The organism is Mesorhizobium delmotii, from assembly GCF_900149755.1.
Taxonomy (GTDB): Bacteria; Pseudomonadota; Alphaproteobacteria; order Rhizobiales; family Rhizobiaceae; genus Mesorhizobium; species Mesorhizobium delmotii.
Window position 1 is genome coordinate 69,634 of record NZ_FUIG01000026.1, and the last position, 12,400, is coordinate 82,033.

The 12,400-nt window shown below is 62.9% G+C and carries 14 protein-coding genes; 4 read left to right on the plus strand and 10 right to left on the minus strand.

The genetic code is table 11. The features are described from left to right. Nucleotides 1-123: 123 nt before the first annotated feature. From BQ8482_RS16975 to BQ8482_RS17005, 6 genes are all read right to left on the minus strand, one after another. Nucleotides 124-312 (minus strand): DUF1059 domain-containing protein, encoded by a 189-nt coding sequence (locus BQ8482_RS16975; RefSeq protein WP_095495722.1) that lies wholly within the window; start codon nucleotides 310-312, stop codon nucleotides 124-126. A 132-nt stretch (nucleotides 313-444) separates the two neighbouring features. Continuing rightward, nucleotides 445-1,626: a cystathionine gamma-synthase gene (locus tag BQ8482_RS16980; RefSeq protein ID WP_123148700.1), complete on the minus strand. Its 1,182-nt coding sequence runs from the start codon at nucleotides 1,624-1,626 to the stop codon at nucleotides 445-447. Beyond that, a complete protein-coding gene (locus tag BQ8482_RS16985; RefSeq protein ID WP_123148701.1) occupies nucleotides 1,623-3,095 on the minus strand; it encodes a pyridoxal-phosphate dependent enzyme in 1,473 nt (490 codons plus the stop codon). The genes BQ8482_RS16980 and BQ8482_RS16985 overlap by 4 nt, the downstream gene beginning before the upstream one ends. Before the next feature lie 307 nt (nucleotides 3,096-3,402). Next, nucleotides 3,403-4,752, minus strand: a complete 1,350-nt coding sequence (locus BQ8482_RS16995; RefSeq protein ID WP_123148702.1) for an FAD/NAD(P)-binding protein — start codon at nucleotides 4,750-4,752, stop codon at nucleotides 3,403-3,405. Between the two features lie 37 nt (nucleotides 4,753-4,789). After that, nucleotides 4,790-5,242 carry an RrF2 family transcriptional regulator gene (locus BQ8482_RS17000; protein ID WP_123148703.1) on the minus strand — a complete coding sequence of 151 codons (453 nt, stop codon included), beginning with the start codon at nucleotides 5,240-5,242 and terminating at the stop codon, nucleotides 4,790-4,792. 495 nt (nucleotides 5,243-5,737) lie between these two features. Continuing rightward, entirely contained in the window at nucleotides 5,738-5,923 is a 186-nt protein-coding gene (locus tag BQ8482_RS17005; RefSeq protein WP_123148704.1) for a hypothetical protein, read from the minus strand. Nucleotides 5,924-6,228: 305 nt separating this feature from the next. On the opposite strand from BQ8482_RS17005, the gene BQ8482_RS17010 reads away from it, so the two are divergent. The 3 genes from BQ8482_RS17010 to BQ8482_RS17020 all read left to right on the plus strand — a co-directional run bounded on the left by BQ8482_RS17010 (nucleotide 6,229) and on the right by BQ8482_RS17020 (nucleotide 8,880). Continuing rightward, the gene (locus tag BQ8482_RS17010; RefSeq protein WP_123148705.1) at nucleotides 6,229-6,582 is read left to right on the plus strand and encodes a septal ring lytic transglycosylase RlpA family protein; all 354 of its coding nucleotides are present in this window, start codon (nucleotides 6,229-6,231) and stop codon (nucleotides 6,580-6,582) included. Nucleotides 6,583-6,814: 232 nt separating this feature from the next. Further along, nucleotides 6,815-8,092, plus strand: a complete 1,278-nt coding sequence (locus BQ8482_RS17015; protein WP_123148706.1) for a polyhydroxyalkanoate depolymerase — start codon at nucleotides 6,815-6,817, stop codon at nucleotides 8,090-8,092. Nucleotides 8,093-8,262: 170 nt separating this feature from the next. Then, complete coding sequence (locus tag BQ8482_RS17020) at nucleotides 8,263-8,880, plus strand: transglutaminase-like cysteine peptidase (protein WP_123148707.1); 618 nt, start codon at nucleotides 8,263-8,265, stop codon at nucleotides 8,878-8,880. Nucleotides 8,881-8,887: 7 nt separating this feature from the next. Here the strand turns inward: BQ8482_RS17020 and BQ8482_RS17025 are convergent, their stop codons facing one another. Genes BQ8482_RS17025 through BQ8482_RS17040 form a run of 4 tightly spaced genes read right to left on the minus strand, consistent with a single transcriptional unit; the run spans nucleotide 8,888 to nucleotide 11,674 of the window. Next, nucleotides 8,888-9,256, minus strand: coding sequence for a helix-turn-helix domain-containing protein (locus tag BQ8482_RS17025; RefSeq protein WP_123148708.1), 369 nt, complete (start codon nucleotides 9,254-9,256; stop codon nucleotides 8,888-8,890). 25 nt (nucleotides 9,257-9,281) lie between these two features. After that, a complete protein-coding gene (locus BQ8482_RS17030) occupies nucleotides 9,282-9,815 on the minus strand; it encodes a Smr/MutS family protein (RefSeq protein WP_123148709.1) in 534 nt (177 codons plus the stop codon). Further along, a complete protein-coding gene (gene mltA / locus BQ8482_RS17035; RefSeq protein ID WP_123148710.1) occupies nucleotides 9,812-10,948 on the minus strand; it encodes a murein transglycosylase A in 1,137 nt (378 codons plus the stop codon). Before mltA ends, BQ8482_RS17030 begins: the two co-directional genes overlap by 4 nt. A gap of 24 nt (nucleotides 10,949-10,972) precedes the next feature. Then, on the minus strand, nucleotides 10,973-11,674 hold the full coding sequence (locus BQ8482_RS17040) for a Tim44/TimA family putative adaptor protein (protein ID WP_123148711.1): 702 nt from the start codon (nucleotides 11,672-11,674) through the stop codon (nucleotides 10,973-10,975). A 199-nt stretch (nucleotides 11,675-11,873) separates the two neighbouring features. Between BQ8482_RS17040 and BQ8482_RS17045 the strand changes: the two genes are divergently transcribed. After that, nucleotides 11,874-12,368, plus strand: coding sequence for an FxsA family protein (locus tag BQ8482_RS17045; protein ID WP_123148926.1), 495 nt, complete (start codon nucleotides 11,874-11,876; stop codon nucleotides 12,366-12,368). Nucleotides 12,369-12,400 lie beyond the last annotated feature (32 nt).

Genomic DNA, 12,400 nt, shown 5'->3' on the forward strand with positions numbered 1-12,400 from the left:
CCCGGTACCAACCGTCAGGTTTTCACCACTAGTCGTTGTCGCCTATCGGGCTGAACTCCTAAATGCTTGCCGAACATTGGAGATAATGGTGGGGGCGCTGCGCGGCCCGTGCAAGCAGCGGATTTAGGTAGCTACAATTAGCTTCTTGACCTGTTTACGGTCTTCCGGCGACCATTGCTTCGGGTCTTCCCCATGAGCGATCGCGCCGTGAAGCTCGACGTGCTTCATCACTTCCGCCTCGGTCTCTGCCGTGAACGTCGCTGGACAGGCCTCGTTTCCTGGATAGTCCCTGCAACGATACGAGTAAGCCATGGCTTCCCTCCCAGGTTGCCCCAATAACAAAGCGAGGGTACGTCGCTTTGTCAATTCACAGTTGGATGCGCCATTCAGCCAGGAAATTTCAAACTGACCTCACTATCCAACGGCTAGGGCACAGGTCCCCCTTCAACTCGCCAGCGCCTGATCCAGATCCGCAATCAGATCATCGCCATCCTCGATGCCAGCCGACAACCGCACCAGCGAATCCGAAATCCCGATCTCCGCCCGCTTTCCGGCCGGGATCGAGCCATGTGTCATCAGCGCCGGGTGCTCGATCAGGCTTTCGACGCCGCCGAGGCTTTCGGCCAGCGTGAACAGTTGCGTGTGCTCAAGGAAGCGTTTGGTGCCGGCGAGGTCGCGGTCGAGCTCGACCGTGATCATGCCGCCGAAGGCATGCATCTGCCGCCTCGCAATGGCGTGCTGCGGGTGGCTGGGGAGACCGGGATAGATAACGCGGCGGATGTCGGGACGGCTTTCCAGCCAGTGCGCGATCTTCTGGCCGTTCGACGAATGGCGCTCCATCCTGAGCGCCAGCGTCTTGAGGCCGCGCAGCGCCAGGAAACTGTCGAATGGGCCTGATATAGCGCCGATGGCGTTCTGCAGGAATTTCAGGCGGTCGACGAGATCCTTGTTGTCGCCGACCACGGCGACGCCGCCGACCATGTCGGAATGGCCGTTGAGGTATTTCGTCGTCGAGTGGACTGATATGTCGATGCCGAGTTCCAGCGGCCGCTGCAGATAGGGGCTGCAGAAGGTGTTGTCGGCAACCGAGAGCACGCCTTTGCGCCTGGCCAGTGCTGCGATCGCTTCGAGATCGACGACTCGCAGCAGCGGGTTGGTCGGCGTCTCGACCCAGAGCATTTTGGTTTCCGGGCGGATCGCCGCCTCGACCGCGGCGAGATCGGTGAAGTCGACGAAGTCGACCTGGAGGTTGGCCGAGCGCTTGCGCACCCGCTCGAGCAGCCGGAAGGTGCCGCCATAGATGTCGTCGGTGGCGACGACATGGGCGCCGGAATCGAGCAGTTCGAAAATGGTGGCGATCGCCGCCAGCCCCGAAGCGAAGGCGAAGGCGGCTGCGCCGCTTTCGAGATCGGCCACCGCGCGCTCGAAGGCGAAGCGGGTCGGGTTCTGGCTGCGGGCGTATTCAAATCCCTTGTGCACGCCCGGGCTCTGCTGGCCATAGGTCGAGGTCGCATAGATCGGCACCATCACCGCGCCCGTCGTCGGGTCGTGGCTCTGGCCGCCATGGATCGTGCGCGTCGAGAAGGCCAGACGGTTCCTGCCCGATAGGGTTTCTCTTACGGTCATCGGGCGCGCCTCAGATGGTTGATCAGGTCGATGCGGGTTATCAGGCCGATGAATTCGTCGCCATCGAAGACGATGGCGACTTCGTTGCGGTCGAACACCGGCAGCAGCGCGTCCAGCGTCTGGCTGGCCTGCAGCGTGTGCAAATTGGAGGTCATCGCCGTGCGGACCGGGGCCTTAAACCGGTCCCAGCGGCTGTCATAGGGGCCTTCGACGTGGGCGAGGATATCGCTTTCGTCGACGATGCCGACCAGCTTGCCGTCGTCCAGCACCGGCAGTTGCGAGACATCCGAACGGCGCATGCGGCCATAGGCGTTGAGCAGGCTTTCGTCCGGGCCGACAGACACGATGTCGCCGGTGCGCAGTGTGCGCATCACCAGATCGCGCAGGTCGCCATGCTGCTCCTGCTCGGCGAGGCCCTGTTCGGCCAGCCAAAAATCGTCGAACACTTTCGACAGGTACTTATTGCCGCTGTCGCAGACGAAGGTAACGACCCGTTTCGGTACGGTCTGCTCGCGGCAATAGCGAAGCGCGGTCGAAAGCAGCGTGCCGGACGACGAGCCGGCGAGGATGCCTTCCCGCGAAAGCAGGTCGCGCACGGCCAGCATGCTCTGCTTGTCGGTGATGGAGTAGGCCTTCTTGACCAGCGACAGATCGGCATTGGGCGGGACGAAATCCTCGCCGATGCCTTCCACGGTCCAACTTCCGGCCTCTATCATCTTGCCGGTCTTGATCAGGGGCGCCAGCACCGAGCCGACCGGATCGGCGAGAATCATCTCGGTCTTCGGCGAGACATCAGCGAAATAGCGGCCAAGCCCGGTCAGCGTGCCGCCGGAGCCGACGCCGACGACCACGGCATCGACGTCGCCATCGAGCTGTTGAAAGATTTCCGGACCGGTCGTGGTTTCATGGGCCAGCGGGTTGGCCGGATTGGCGAACTGGTTGGCATAGAAGGCGCCGGGCAGCTCGGCGGCGATCTTCTCGGCCATGTCCTGGTAGTATTCGGCGTGGCCCTTGCCGACGTCGGAACGGGTCATGCGCACTTCTGCGCCGAGCGCGCGCAGATGCTGGATCTTTTCGCGCGACATCTTGTCGGGCACGACCAGAATGATGCGGTAGCCCTTGGGGATGCCGACCTGGGCGAGGCCAAGACCGGTGTTGCCGGCGGTCGCCTCGACGATGGTGCCGCCGCGCTTCAGCTTGCCCTGCTTTTCGGCGGCGGCAATCATCGACAGCGCGATGCGGTCCTTGATCGAGCCGCCGGGGTTCTGGCTTTCGAGCTTGATGAACAGCCGGCACTTGCCGATGTCGAATTTGGTCAGCTCGACGACCGGCGTCTGCCCGATCAGGTCGAGAACTGATGCATAGGGCGGACGCAGGCGGGACATTGCCCTGTCTGAGGATGGGGCCCCGTCCGAATGGGCACTGCCCGAGGGGGAACTGTCGGGTGCGGCGATCTTATGCTTGCTCATATCAGATGCTCCATGGTCAAGCGACCGACTTGGGCAGACTGTCAGCCTATCTTCTTTTCCAGCCGTTTGCAGTCTGAAAGAAGATAGATCGTGCCAATCCATTGGCCAGACGGGGAATGGGATTCCGGCTTTCGCTGCCGGTGGTCCCAACCCAAATGCCTTCTGCAGCGATCCTTCCCACCCCCCTCTGGCCTGCCGGCCATCTCCCCCGCAAGGGGGGAGATTGAGCGCTCGGCTGCTTTCGCCAATCATCACCGTCGCAAGAGTGCGCGTGGCATCGGTCCCTCCGGCATCAACAGGTTCTGCCTCACCCCAGCAGCCGCCGGCTCAGCCGCGCGCACTGAACGCGAATATCCGGAATGGCGTCGATCTCGAAGAAGGTGCCGCGCGTCAGTGGCCCGACCGCCAGGATCTTGGCTGAGACGGTGCCGTCGCTGGCGATGACCTCGCAATTGTCTGATACGTCGAGGCCAAGGCGTAGCGGGTCCGGCCGCGCCAGCCCGCGGTCGACCAGCGACCGCACCACGCTGTTCGACGTAGTCGAGATGTCCCTGGCGATGCCGGTGCAGTCGTAGATGCGGGCGACTTCGAACGTCTCGATGTTTTGCGTGTGGCGCGACTGGACCTGCACGCTGAAATCGTCACCCGCGGTGATGCCGACGACGCGCCCGGCGACAAGCCGGATGCGGCCCGATTGAACCGCCTCGGTGACGCGGCCATAGACTTCCGGCGCCATGCGATGGCGGTGGATATCCCACCACGCCTTGGTGTGCTCGACGAAGCGGCGCTTGGCCGAAGACGGCCAGTTCTGCCAGATCTTCTGGTTGAACGGCCTGAGACCGTCGACGACATCGCGCCAGTCGATGCCGGCCTTCTGGTTTTCCCGGATCAGATCGCGGAACCAGCCGACAAAGTAGGAAAGCTGGGTGCCGAGCGGAATGTCGGCGACGTCGAGCTTGATCGGATTGCCCTTGCGATGCGGCGAAGGCAGCAGACCGCGCCGCGACACCGCCACGATCTCACCGCGATGGCCGCGCTGTTCGAGCGACAGGAAGGCATCGGCCATGCTCAAGCCGGTGCCCAGCACCAGGACTCGGGATTCGGGGTCCAGCGCGGTGTCGGCCTCTGATCCCATCCTGATCGCGTGGCCCTGGCCGGCGCCCGGCTCCTCGTCATGCCCGGTCGCCAGCACGGCAAGATGGGCGACGACGCTGGTGCCGTTGGCCAGCGTCACCTCGACCCCGGACGCAGTCGGCGAGATCGACAGGCTCTCCTCGCGGATCAGCCGAAGACGCCCGGTCTCGCGAGCCTCGAGCTCGTCCAGCAGCTCCTTCAGATAGCGGGCATAGACGCTGCGCGGCGCATAGGCCGGCGCCTGCTCTGGAGTTGCCAGGCCGCGTTCAAGCAGCCAGCGCCAGAAATTGCCGGGGTCGTCGGCATAGGCGCTCATGCCGGCCGCGCTGACATTCAGCACATGCGCCGACAGCAGCGTGGAATAGGCGATGCCCTGTCCGAAATGCGGACGCTTTTCGATCAGCGTGACGCGGAGATCGGGATTGGGCAACTTCAGGAGATGCGCGGCAAGGACGACGCCGCTGGCGCCGCCGCCGACAATAATGATCGAATTCGGGACGATCGAATTTGCGCGACCGGTCATGCGCGCACCAATTGCCTCGGGAGCCGTCGGTTCCGGCTCAGGCCTGAAACTCCAACGCAACCGAAAGGTCTTCTTCGCCGGCGATATCGCGCATCTCGGCGAGGCTGCGTTGATCCAGCACCTCGGCGATCGCTTGCCGGACCTCCAGCATCAGATGTCGGACTTGGCATGTCGCCTCGTTGCAGTCTTCACAGCGCTGATATCGGGTGCGGCTGGCGCAGGGGATGGGGGCCAGTGGCCCGTCGAGCACGCGCACCACATGGCCGATCTTGATTTCATCCGCCGGCCGCGCCAAGCGATAGCCGCCCTCCTTGCCCTTGCGGCTCTGGACGAAGCCGGCGTTGCGCAGCTCGACCAGGATGGCATCGAGAAATTTCTTCGGAATGTTGTTTCCGGTGGCGATATCGCCAACGAAGGCGAGCTGTCCAACCGGCAGCCGCGCGAGATGGACGAGCGCCTTGAGGCCGTATTTGCCCTTTTTCGTGAGCATAGACCGAACGTTTCTCTGTTGTGCGATGGCGCAGGGCCACCGGTTGTGAAACGCCTGGCGTGCGTCCCCACCGCGTCCAAGCTTACATGACACATAAATTCTAGTGACATGATATACAAGCCGAGCACCGTTGATTTTGCTTCGTTTTCAAGCCGCTGCGGCCATTTTGGCGGACGTTTTGCGCCCTTGAGGGCATAGAGGCAGCTGGGCAGCCAGCGCGCTCGGCATTGAAGGCGGATGCCCCGCCGGCGATCGATATGGAGGCTGCCGTCGCTCATCATCCTCTCCAATTTCTGTAATGTCGATAAGACTACTATACTTAACCGCGAATACAGGGATCAGTTTTCAAATCCTCGGCCATCCGCAGCATGGATTTGCCTGAGGAGGATGCAAAACGAGAAATGCTTGTTTGCAGCCGGTTGCCCGAAACGCGGTGAAGGGTACCCGGCCTGATCAATGATCCATTTCAATGTGAATGTCAGGCCAGTATCAATGTCAGGGGCGCGAACGGTTCGCCCACACCAATCCGCCCAGCCCGACCAGCACGGTGACGATGCCGATATAGAGCCATTGCGACTGGCCGGTCATGAAGCTGCCTCCGACCAGGCCGACGCCCTGCAGCGACCAGAGCGCGCCGATGGCGAGCACGATCAACGCCAGCAGATTTTTGATCAATCTCATCGTCGGAATTTCCTTCCCAAGTCGATCCTCAATTCAGCCATGACCGCCACGGCAAAGCGAAAGGAAGCGACCCGATCGCTCTCACATCTACTTGCATGATAAGGCCGGTTCTTGCCGGCAACACCCGGGTGCGGGTGCGAAGACCACCAGACATACATCGGCACAATCTAAACATTCCCTGACAGACTGTTTCCCGCCGACTCCAAACGTGTACAGTAGTCATGGAACCGCCAGACGATTGCCGCATTTCGTGCCACATTCGATCCGTAACGGCCGGGTCTGTCAAACGGAGCCATTTGCCGCAGATGAAGAAACCAAACCAGACCGCGCTTGTCGCGGTGACGATCGCGGCTGGCCTGATGGTCGCCGCATCCCCTGCCGCCGCTCAATGCGGCCGCGCCTCCTGGTACGCGCTGCACTCGAAGACCGCTTCCGGCGAGCGGATGAACCCGTCGGCGCTGACCGCCGCGCACCGCACCTTGCCTTTCGGCACAAAGCTGAAGGTCACCAACCGCAACAATGGCCGCAGCGTCGTCGTGCGCATCAACGACCGCGGCCCGTTCATTAGAGGTCGCGTGATCGACCTGTCGAAGGGCGCCGCCAGACGGCTCGGCTTCATCAGTTCGGGCCATACCGCTGTGTGCACCGACCGCGTTTGATGCCACGCGTCTGAGATTATGCTGTAGCGATTGCCCGTTGCCGGCCTTCGCATTCGCACAATAAGCCGGCTCCCGCCGTTCAAAGCCGGTTTTCAACAGCTTAAACGAAAGTATGAGCATAAATCACTTCACTTGACGTATTGCATCGCAGCAGTTTGTTGTTAACCTCCGCGCGAGAGATTCAAGGCTCGACGCTGCTGTCGTCCCTTCGGTCGCAGCAGCGGGGTTCTCGATGTTCTACCAGTTCTACGAATTTAACCACGCCGCCGTGCAGCCGGCCCGCCTCTATGCCGATGCGGTGCGGATGTTCTACACCAATCCGCTCAATCCATTCACGCACACGTCGTGGGGCCGCTCGGTCGCGGCAACCGCCGAATTGTTCGAGCGCACGACGCGCCGCTACAGCAAGCCGCGATTCGGCCTGACCAAGACCGTGGTCGACTGGAAAAGCGTCGATGTCACCGAAAAGACCGTGTGGTCGCGGCCGTTCTGCAATCTCCTCCGATTCGAGCGGGCGGTTTCCGCCGGCCGCCGGCCTGATCCGAAGCTGCTGATCGTGGCGCCGATGTCGGGCCACTATGCAACGCTCCTGCGCGGCACGGTCGAGGCGATGCTGCCCCATGCCGACGTCCACATCACCGACTGGGTCGACGCCCGCATGGTACCGCTCAGCGAGGGCAGCTTCGACCTCGACGACTATATCGACTACATTGTCGACATGCTGCATGCGCTGGGGCCCGACACCCACGTCATGGCGGTGTGCCAGCCTTCGGTGCCGGTGCTGGCGGCGGTGGCACTGATGGAAACGCGCGGCGACCCGTTCGTTCCCTCGACAATGACGCTGATGGGCGGGCCGATCGACACCCGCCGCAATCCGACCGCGGTCAACCTTCTGGCCGAGGAGAAGGGCGTCGACTGGTTCCGCGACAACGTCATCATGCAGGCGCCGTGGCCGGTACCGGCCTTCGGCCGCGAGGTCTATCCCGGCTTCCTGCAGCTTTCGGGCTTCATGAGCATGAATCTCGACCGCCACATCATCGCCCACAAGGACTTCTTCATGCATCTGGTGAAGAATGATGGCGACAATGCCGAGAAGCACCGCGACTTCTACGACGAATATATGGCGGTGATGGATCTGACGGCGGAGTTCTACCTGCAGACGGTCGACACCGTGTTTGTCCGCCACGCCTTGCCCAAGGGCGAAATGACGCATCGCGGCGTGGCCATCGATCCCTCCGATATCCGTAATGTCGCCCTGTTCACGGTCGAGGGCGAGAACGACGACATTTCCGGCCTCGGCCAGACCCAGGCCGCGCACGACCTCTGCGTCAACATCCCGGCGGACAGGCACGCTCACTATATGCAGCCGGCGGTCGGCCATTACGGCGTCTTCAACGGCTCGCGCTTCCGCTCCGAAATCGTGCCGCGCATCGTCGACTTCATCACCAGTTATGGCCGCCAGACCCGCGTTGCGGTGAAGCCGAAGCTGGTCCGCATCGCCAGCAAGTAAGGGAGCGGCCGGTGGAACGGCGGTCTCGTGTCCGCTCAGTCGATCTGTTGCACAATAGCCGCTGTTTCGGCCGCGCGGGTAACCATGTCGCAAAACTGGCCGTTGGTATAATTGACAGGGACTGTCAATCGCCCTTAACCTTTCGTTAACAACAAGGGACGAGGGGGACAATGATTTCCTCACCACTGGCGAGAACGCTATGCGTGTGCGCACTGTTTGGGCTGGCACTTGCGACAGGCTGGTCGACGACGGCATCGGCGGCCGGACCAATGGCAACCGGCGGGCCGACATCGCAGCCGATCGGCCACTATGATTTCTGCAAGACCAGTCCGGCCGAATGCTCGATCCACCCGGGCCATCTCGCCCCCGCCACCATGACCGGTGCGCTCTGGCGCAAGATCCTCAGCGTCAATGCCAAGGTCAACACCGCCGTCAAGCCGATAAGCGACATCGACATCTATGGCAGGGACGAGGTCTGGGCCTATCCCGTCAAGGGCGTTGGCGACTGTGAGGACTATGTCCTGGAAAAGCGCCGCGAATTGAACCGCTTGGGCCTGTCCTACGCCAATCTTCTGATGACCGTCGTGCGCAAGCCGGACGGCGAAGGCCATGCCGTGCTTACGGTGCGCACAAGCAAGGGCGACTACATCCTCGACAATCTGGACGGAAAGGTCCGCTCATGGGACCGGACCGGCTACCGCTTCCTCAAGCGACAAGCGATCGACAATACCGGCCGCTGGGTCTCGATCCGTGATGGCCAGCCGGTTCTGGTCGGCGCGGTCCAGTAGCAGGCCGTCACTTTGGCTGCTTCAGCGCGGCGCGGATCGATGCGGTGATGCGGCGAAGCGCCGCTTCGTCGAGTTTTTCGATGTTTTCGGCCAAAACATTGGCAAGCTCGGTGGCGGCGGGGCTGAGGCCCGACGTGTCGAGCTTCACCCGTGGGTGCGAGGTCTCGGCCAGCCGTGCGAGTTCCTCGGCATCGTCCCATATGACGTTGAAATAGCCGATGATCTTCTGGATCAGCGTCCAGGTCGGCGCGCCGCGGCGACCATGCTCCAGCGCCGACAGATAGGCGGCGCTGACGCCGATCGCCTCGGCCATGGCCTTCTGACTGACGCCGCGTTCGCTTCGCAGGGCGCGAAGCTTTTCGCCGAACGGAGTCACAAGTGCATCCTCATGGGGTGCATTCTCATGTGCGCGCGCGCCGCAGGCGGACGTAGAGCGCGCCCGAGCCGCCATGGTTGCGGGCAGCATGGTCGTGGCTGGAGACGAGCGGCCTGAATGCGGGTGTCGACAGCCAGGCCGGCACGGCGCGCCGCAGGATGCCGTCGCCGCCCGACGAGGAGCCTTTGCCGGTGATGACCAGCACGTAGCGAATGCCGCCGGCGTGCGCCCGGTGCAGGAAGGAAAACAGCAGCGAATAGGCTTCGTCCTGGCTCAGGCCATGCAGGTCGACGCGGCCTTCGATCGGCAGCCGGCCCTTCGACAGCTTTTCCAGCGTCGGTTCGTCGAGTGCATGCGAAACATGCTGCGTCTTGGCTTTCGCCGCCGCAGCCGGAGCCATCGCCTGGACACGCGGCGGTGGCTTCGTGTCATCAGCGATGCCCGGGCCGATGTCCGGACTGTCGATGGCGGACTTGCCCTTCAGCGGCTTGGCGGTGCGCGCCACCAGGTTCCACAGGACCCGGTCGTCCTCGCTCAGCCTGTCGATGCGCCGGGTCATCGCCCCGCTCCCGGTACAAGCGGACGCGGTATCAGCGCGTAGAAATCGGCAGGGTTGCGGATAACGCCGGCGATCTCGCCGGCCGCATGTCCCGTTCCGGCGAACAGGTCGCCACGGGCTGGCCCGGTAATGGCAGAGCCGGTGTCCTGCGCGATCATCAGCCGCCGGAACGGCTTGTTGTCGAAAGCGGTCAGCGACGGCCCATCGATGTAGAACGGCGTCCCGAATGTATGCAGCAGACGGTCGACAGCGACGGAGCGGCCCGGTGTCAGCGGCACTTTGGCGGCAGCGATCGGCCCGAGTTCCGGGTCGTCGACAGCCGCCTCGCTAACCGAAGTCTCGCGGAAAAAAATATAGGAGCGGTTGCGCCACAGGATCTCGTCGATGCGATCCGGATGCGCCTGGAACCAGGCGCGGACCGACTGCATGGTCACCGCTTCGAGCGGGATTTCGCCTGTCTCGCTCAGGATCTTGCCCGGTCCGGTAAAGCGCTGGCCGGATTTGGCGGCATAGGTGACGCGGCAAAGCCGGCCGTCGGTCATGGTGAGCCGCGCAGAACCTTGTACGTGGATGAAGAAGGCGTCGACCTTGTCGGCGAGCCAGGCGATTTCCAAACCCTTGCCAGCCAAACCCTTGCCAGCAAGCGCGCCGCGCTCGATCTCGCCGCGGTCGAAATACTCGACCGGTCCGTTCGGCGTGGCGCGGCCGAAGGCGAGATAGGGATCCATGCCGTGCGGCCGGTTGGCGTCGTCAATGTCGACGAGATCGGCCGGACGCGACAGCAGCGGCACCGCAAATCGTTCGGTTCGCACCGGCGAGGCGCCGACCACGGGTTCATAGAAGCCGGTGACGAGGCCGGCGCCGCCGCTTTCGGCTCCTATGTGCGCCGGGATGAAATGCCGCTCGAAGAAGGCGCGGGCTTCGCGCCGGTCGGTTGGCGACACGGTGCGGGCTGCAGCGTAGACTTCGGTGAAGGCATTGAAGTCGACGCCGAGCCCGCCGGAGCGATAGGGTTTCGTCAGGACATGAAAAGCCGAGCGCCGGAAAGCGGCGAACGCAGCCAGATGGTCGTCCTCGTCCCAACCGGGCAGATCGTCAAAGGATTTTTCGCTGAACGCCTGAGAAAGCGACACGACAGACCCCGCCGTGGTCCGGGCTCAGTCTTCTTCTTCGGTGGCGACGAGCTTCCAGTTCGGGTCGCGCGAGCGCGTATCGCGGGCAAAGGTCCAGACATCCTTGACCTCGGCGACGGTTTCGGGATCACCGTCGATGACGGCGCCGGCCTTGTCGCGCGTCGCCGAAATCAGTTCGCTGACGATGCGCAGCGTGATATGCGCCTCGCTGCCCTTCATCTCGGCGGAAACGATGTCGGCCTTGTCGATGCCGACGAAGGAGGACTGGATCTTTTCCGATTTCGCCTCGCGGTCGCCGATGGCCGCGACAAAGCCGTCATAGACCTCGCGCGACAACAGGTTCTTCAGCGTCTTGCGATCGCCATCGGCATAGGCCATGACGATCATCTCATAGGCCATCTTGGCGCCGTCGACGAAGGTCTTCGGGTCGAATGCCGGATCATTGTCCTTGATCGTGCGCAGGCCCTTGTTGAGATCGGTGTCAGGCTTGGCGAAGGCGTCGATCGCCGCATAGGCGTCGCTTGCCGGCTCTCCCGGCGCTCGCTTGCGCGGCAGCGAGACCACATTCTCGGGCTTCTGGGCGTCCTCGCGCGTGCGGCCCGCCGTATAGGGATCGAAGGGCGGGCGTTCGCTGCCGGTGCGGCGGCCGAGCACATTGCGCAGCTGGAAAAAAATCACAACCGCCGCAACCAGAAAGAAAATCGTGCCGAAGTCGAAGAATCCCATATCTTCCGCCAATCAATCCCTACTCCGGCCGGACCGCCCGGCCAGGCAATGGCTGCGGTCGCATAGCGTTCAACATCCAAAGCATATAGAACGCAAGCTGCAATCATTCAAATTAAAGGCAGCCATACCTATCTAAAAGGTTCAGTGCCAGCGGCGATTGCCCGCCGGCCGGCAAAACACGGTAACGATCGGTCAAGATTTGCGCATTTCGCTGCTTCCCCTGTTCATCCTTGCGCTTCCGCTGCTGGAGATCGCCGGTTTCGTCGTTGTCGGCCGCCAGGTCGGCGCGCTGGCGACGGTCGGCCTGGTGCTGGCTTCGAGCATCGTCGGCGCTCTGTTGTTGCGATACCAGGGTTTCGGCGTCATGACCCGGGTCCGTGCCGAAATGGACGCGGGACGTGATCCAAGCCGCCAGCTCGCGCACGGCGCCATGATCGTTCTGGCCGCGATCCTGCTCATCATTCCCGGCTTCATCACGGACATTTTCGGCATTCTGCTGTTCCTGCCGCCGGTCCGCGACCTCGCCTGGCGCCTGTTGAAAAGCCGCATCGTGCTGGCCACCAGTTTCGGCACCGGCGGATTCGGGGCCCGGCAACGCGACAAGACCATCGACCTCGACGACAGCGACTATTCGCGCGGCGACGAGCGCGGCCCGGATCACAATTCCCCCTGGCGCCGCCTCAAGGATGAGTAGGTCGCCTTTAAGGACGAGCAGGTCCAGGGCTC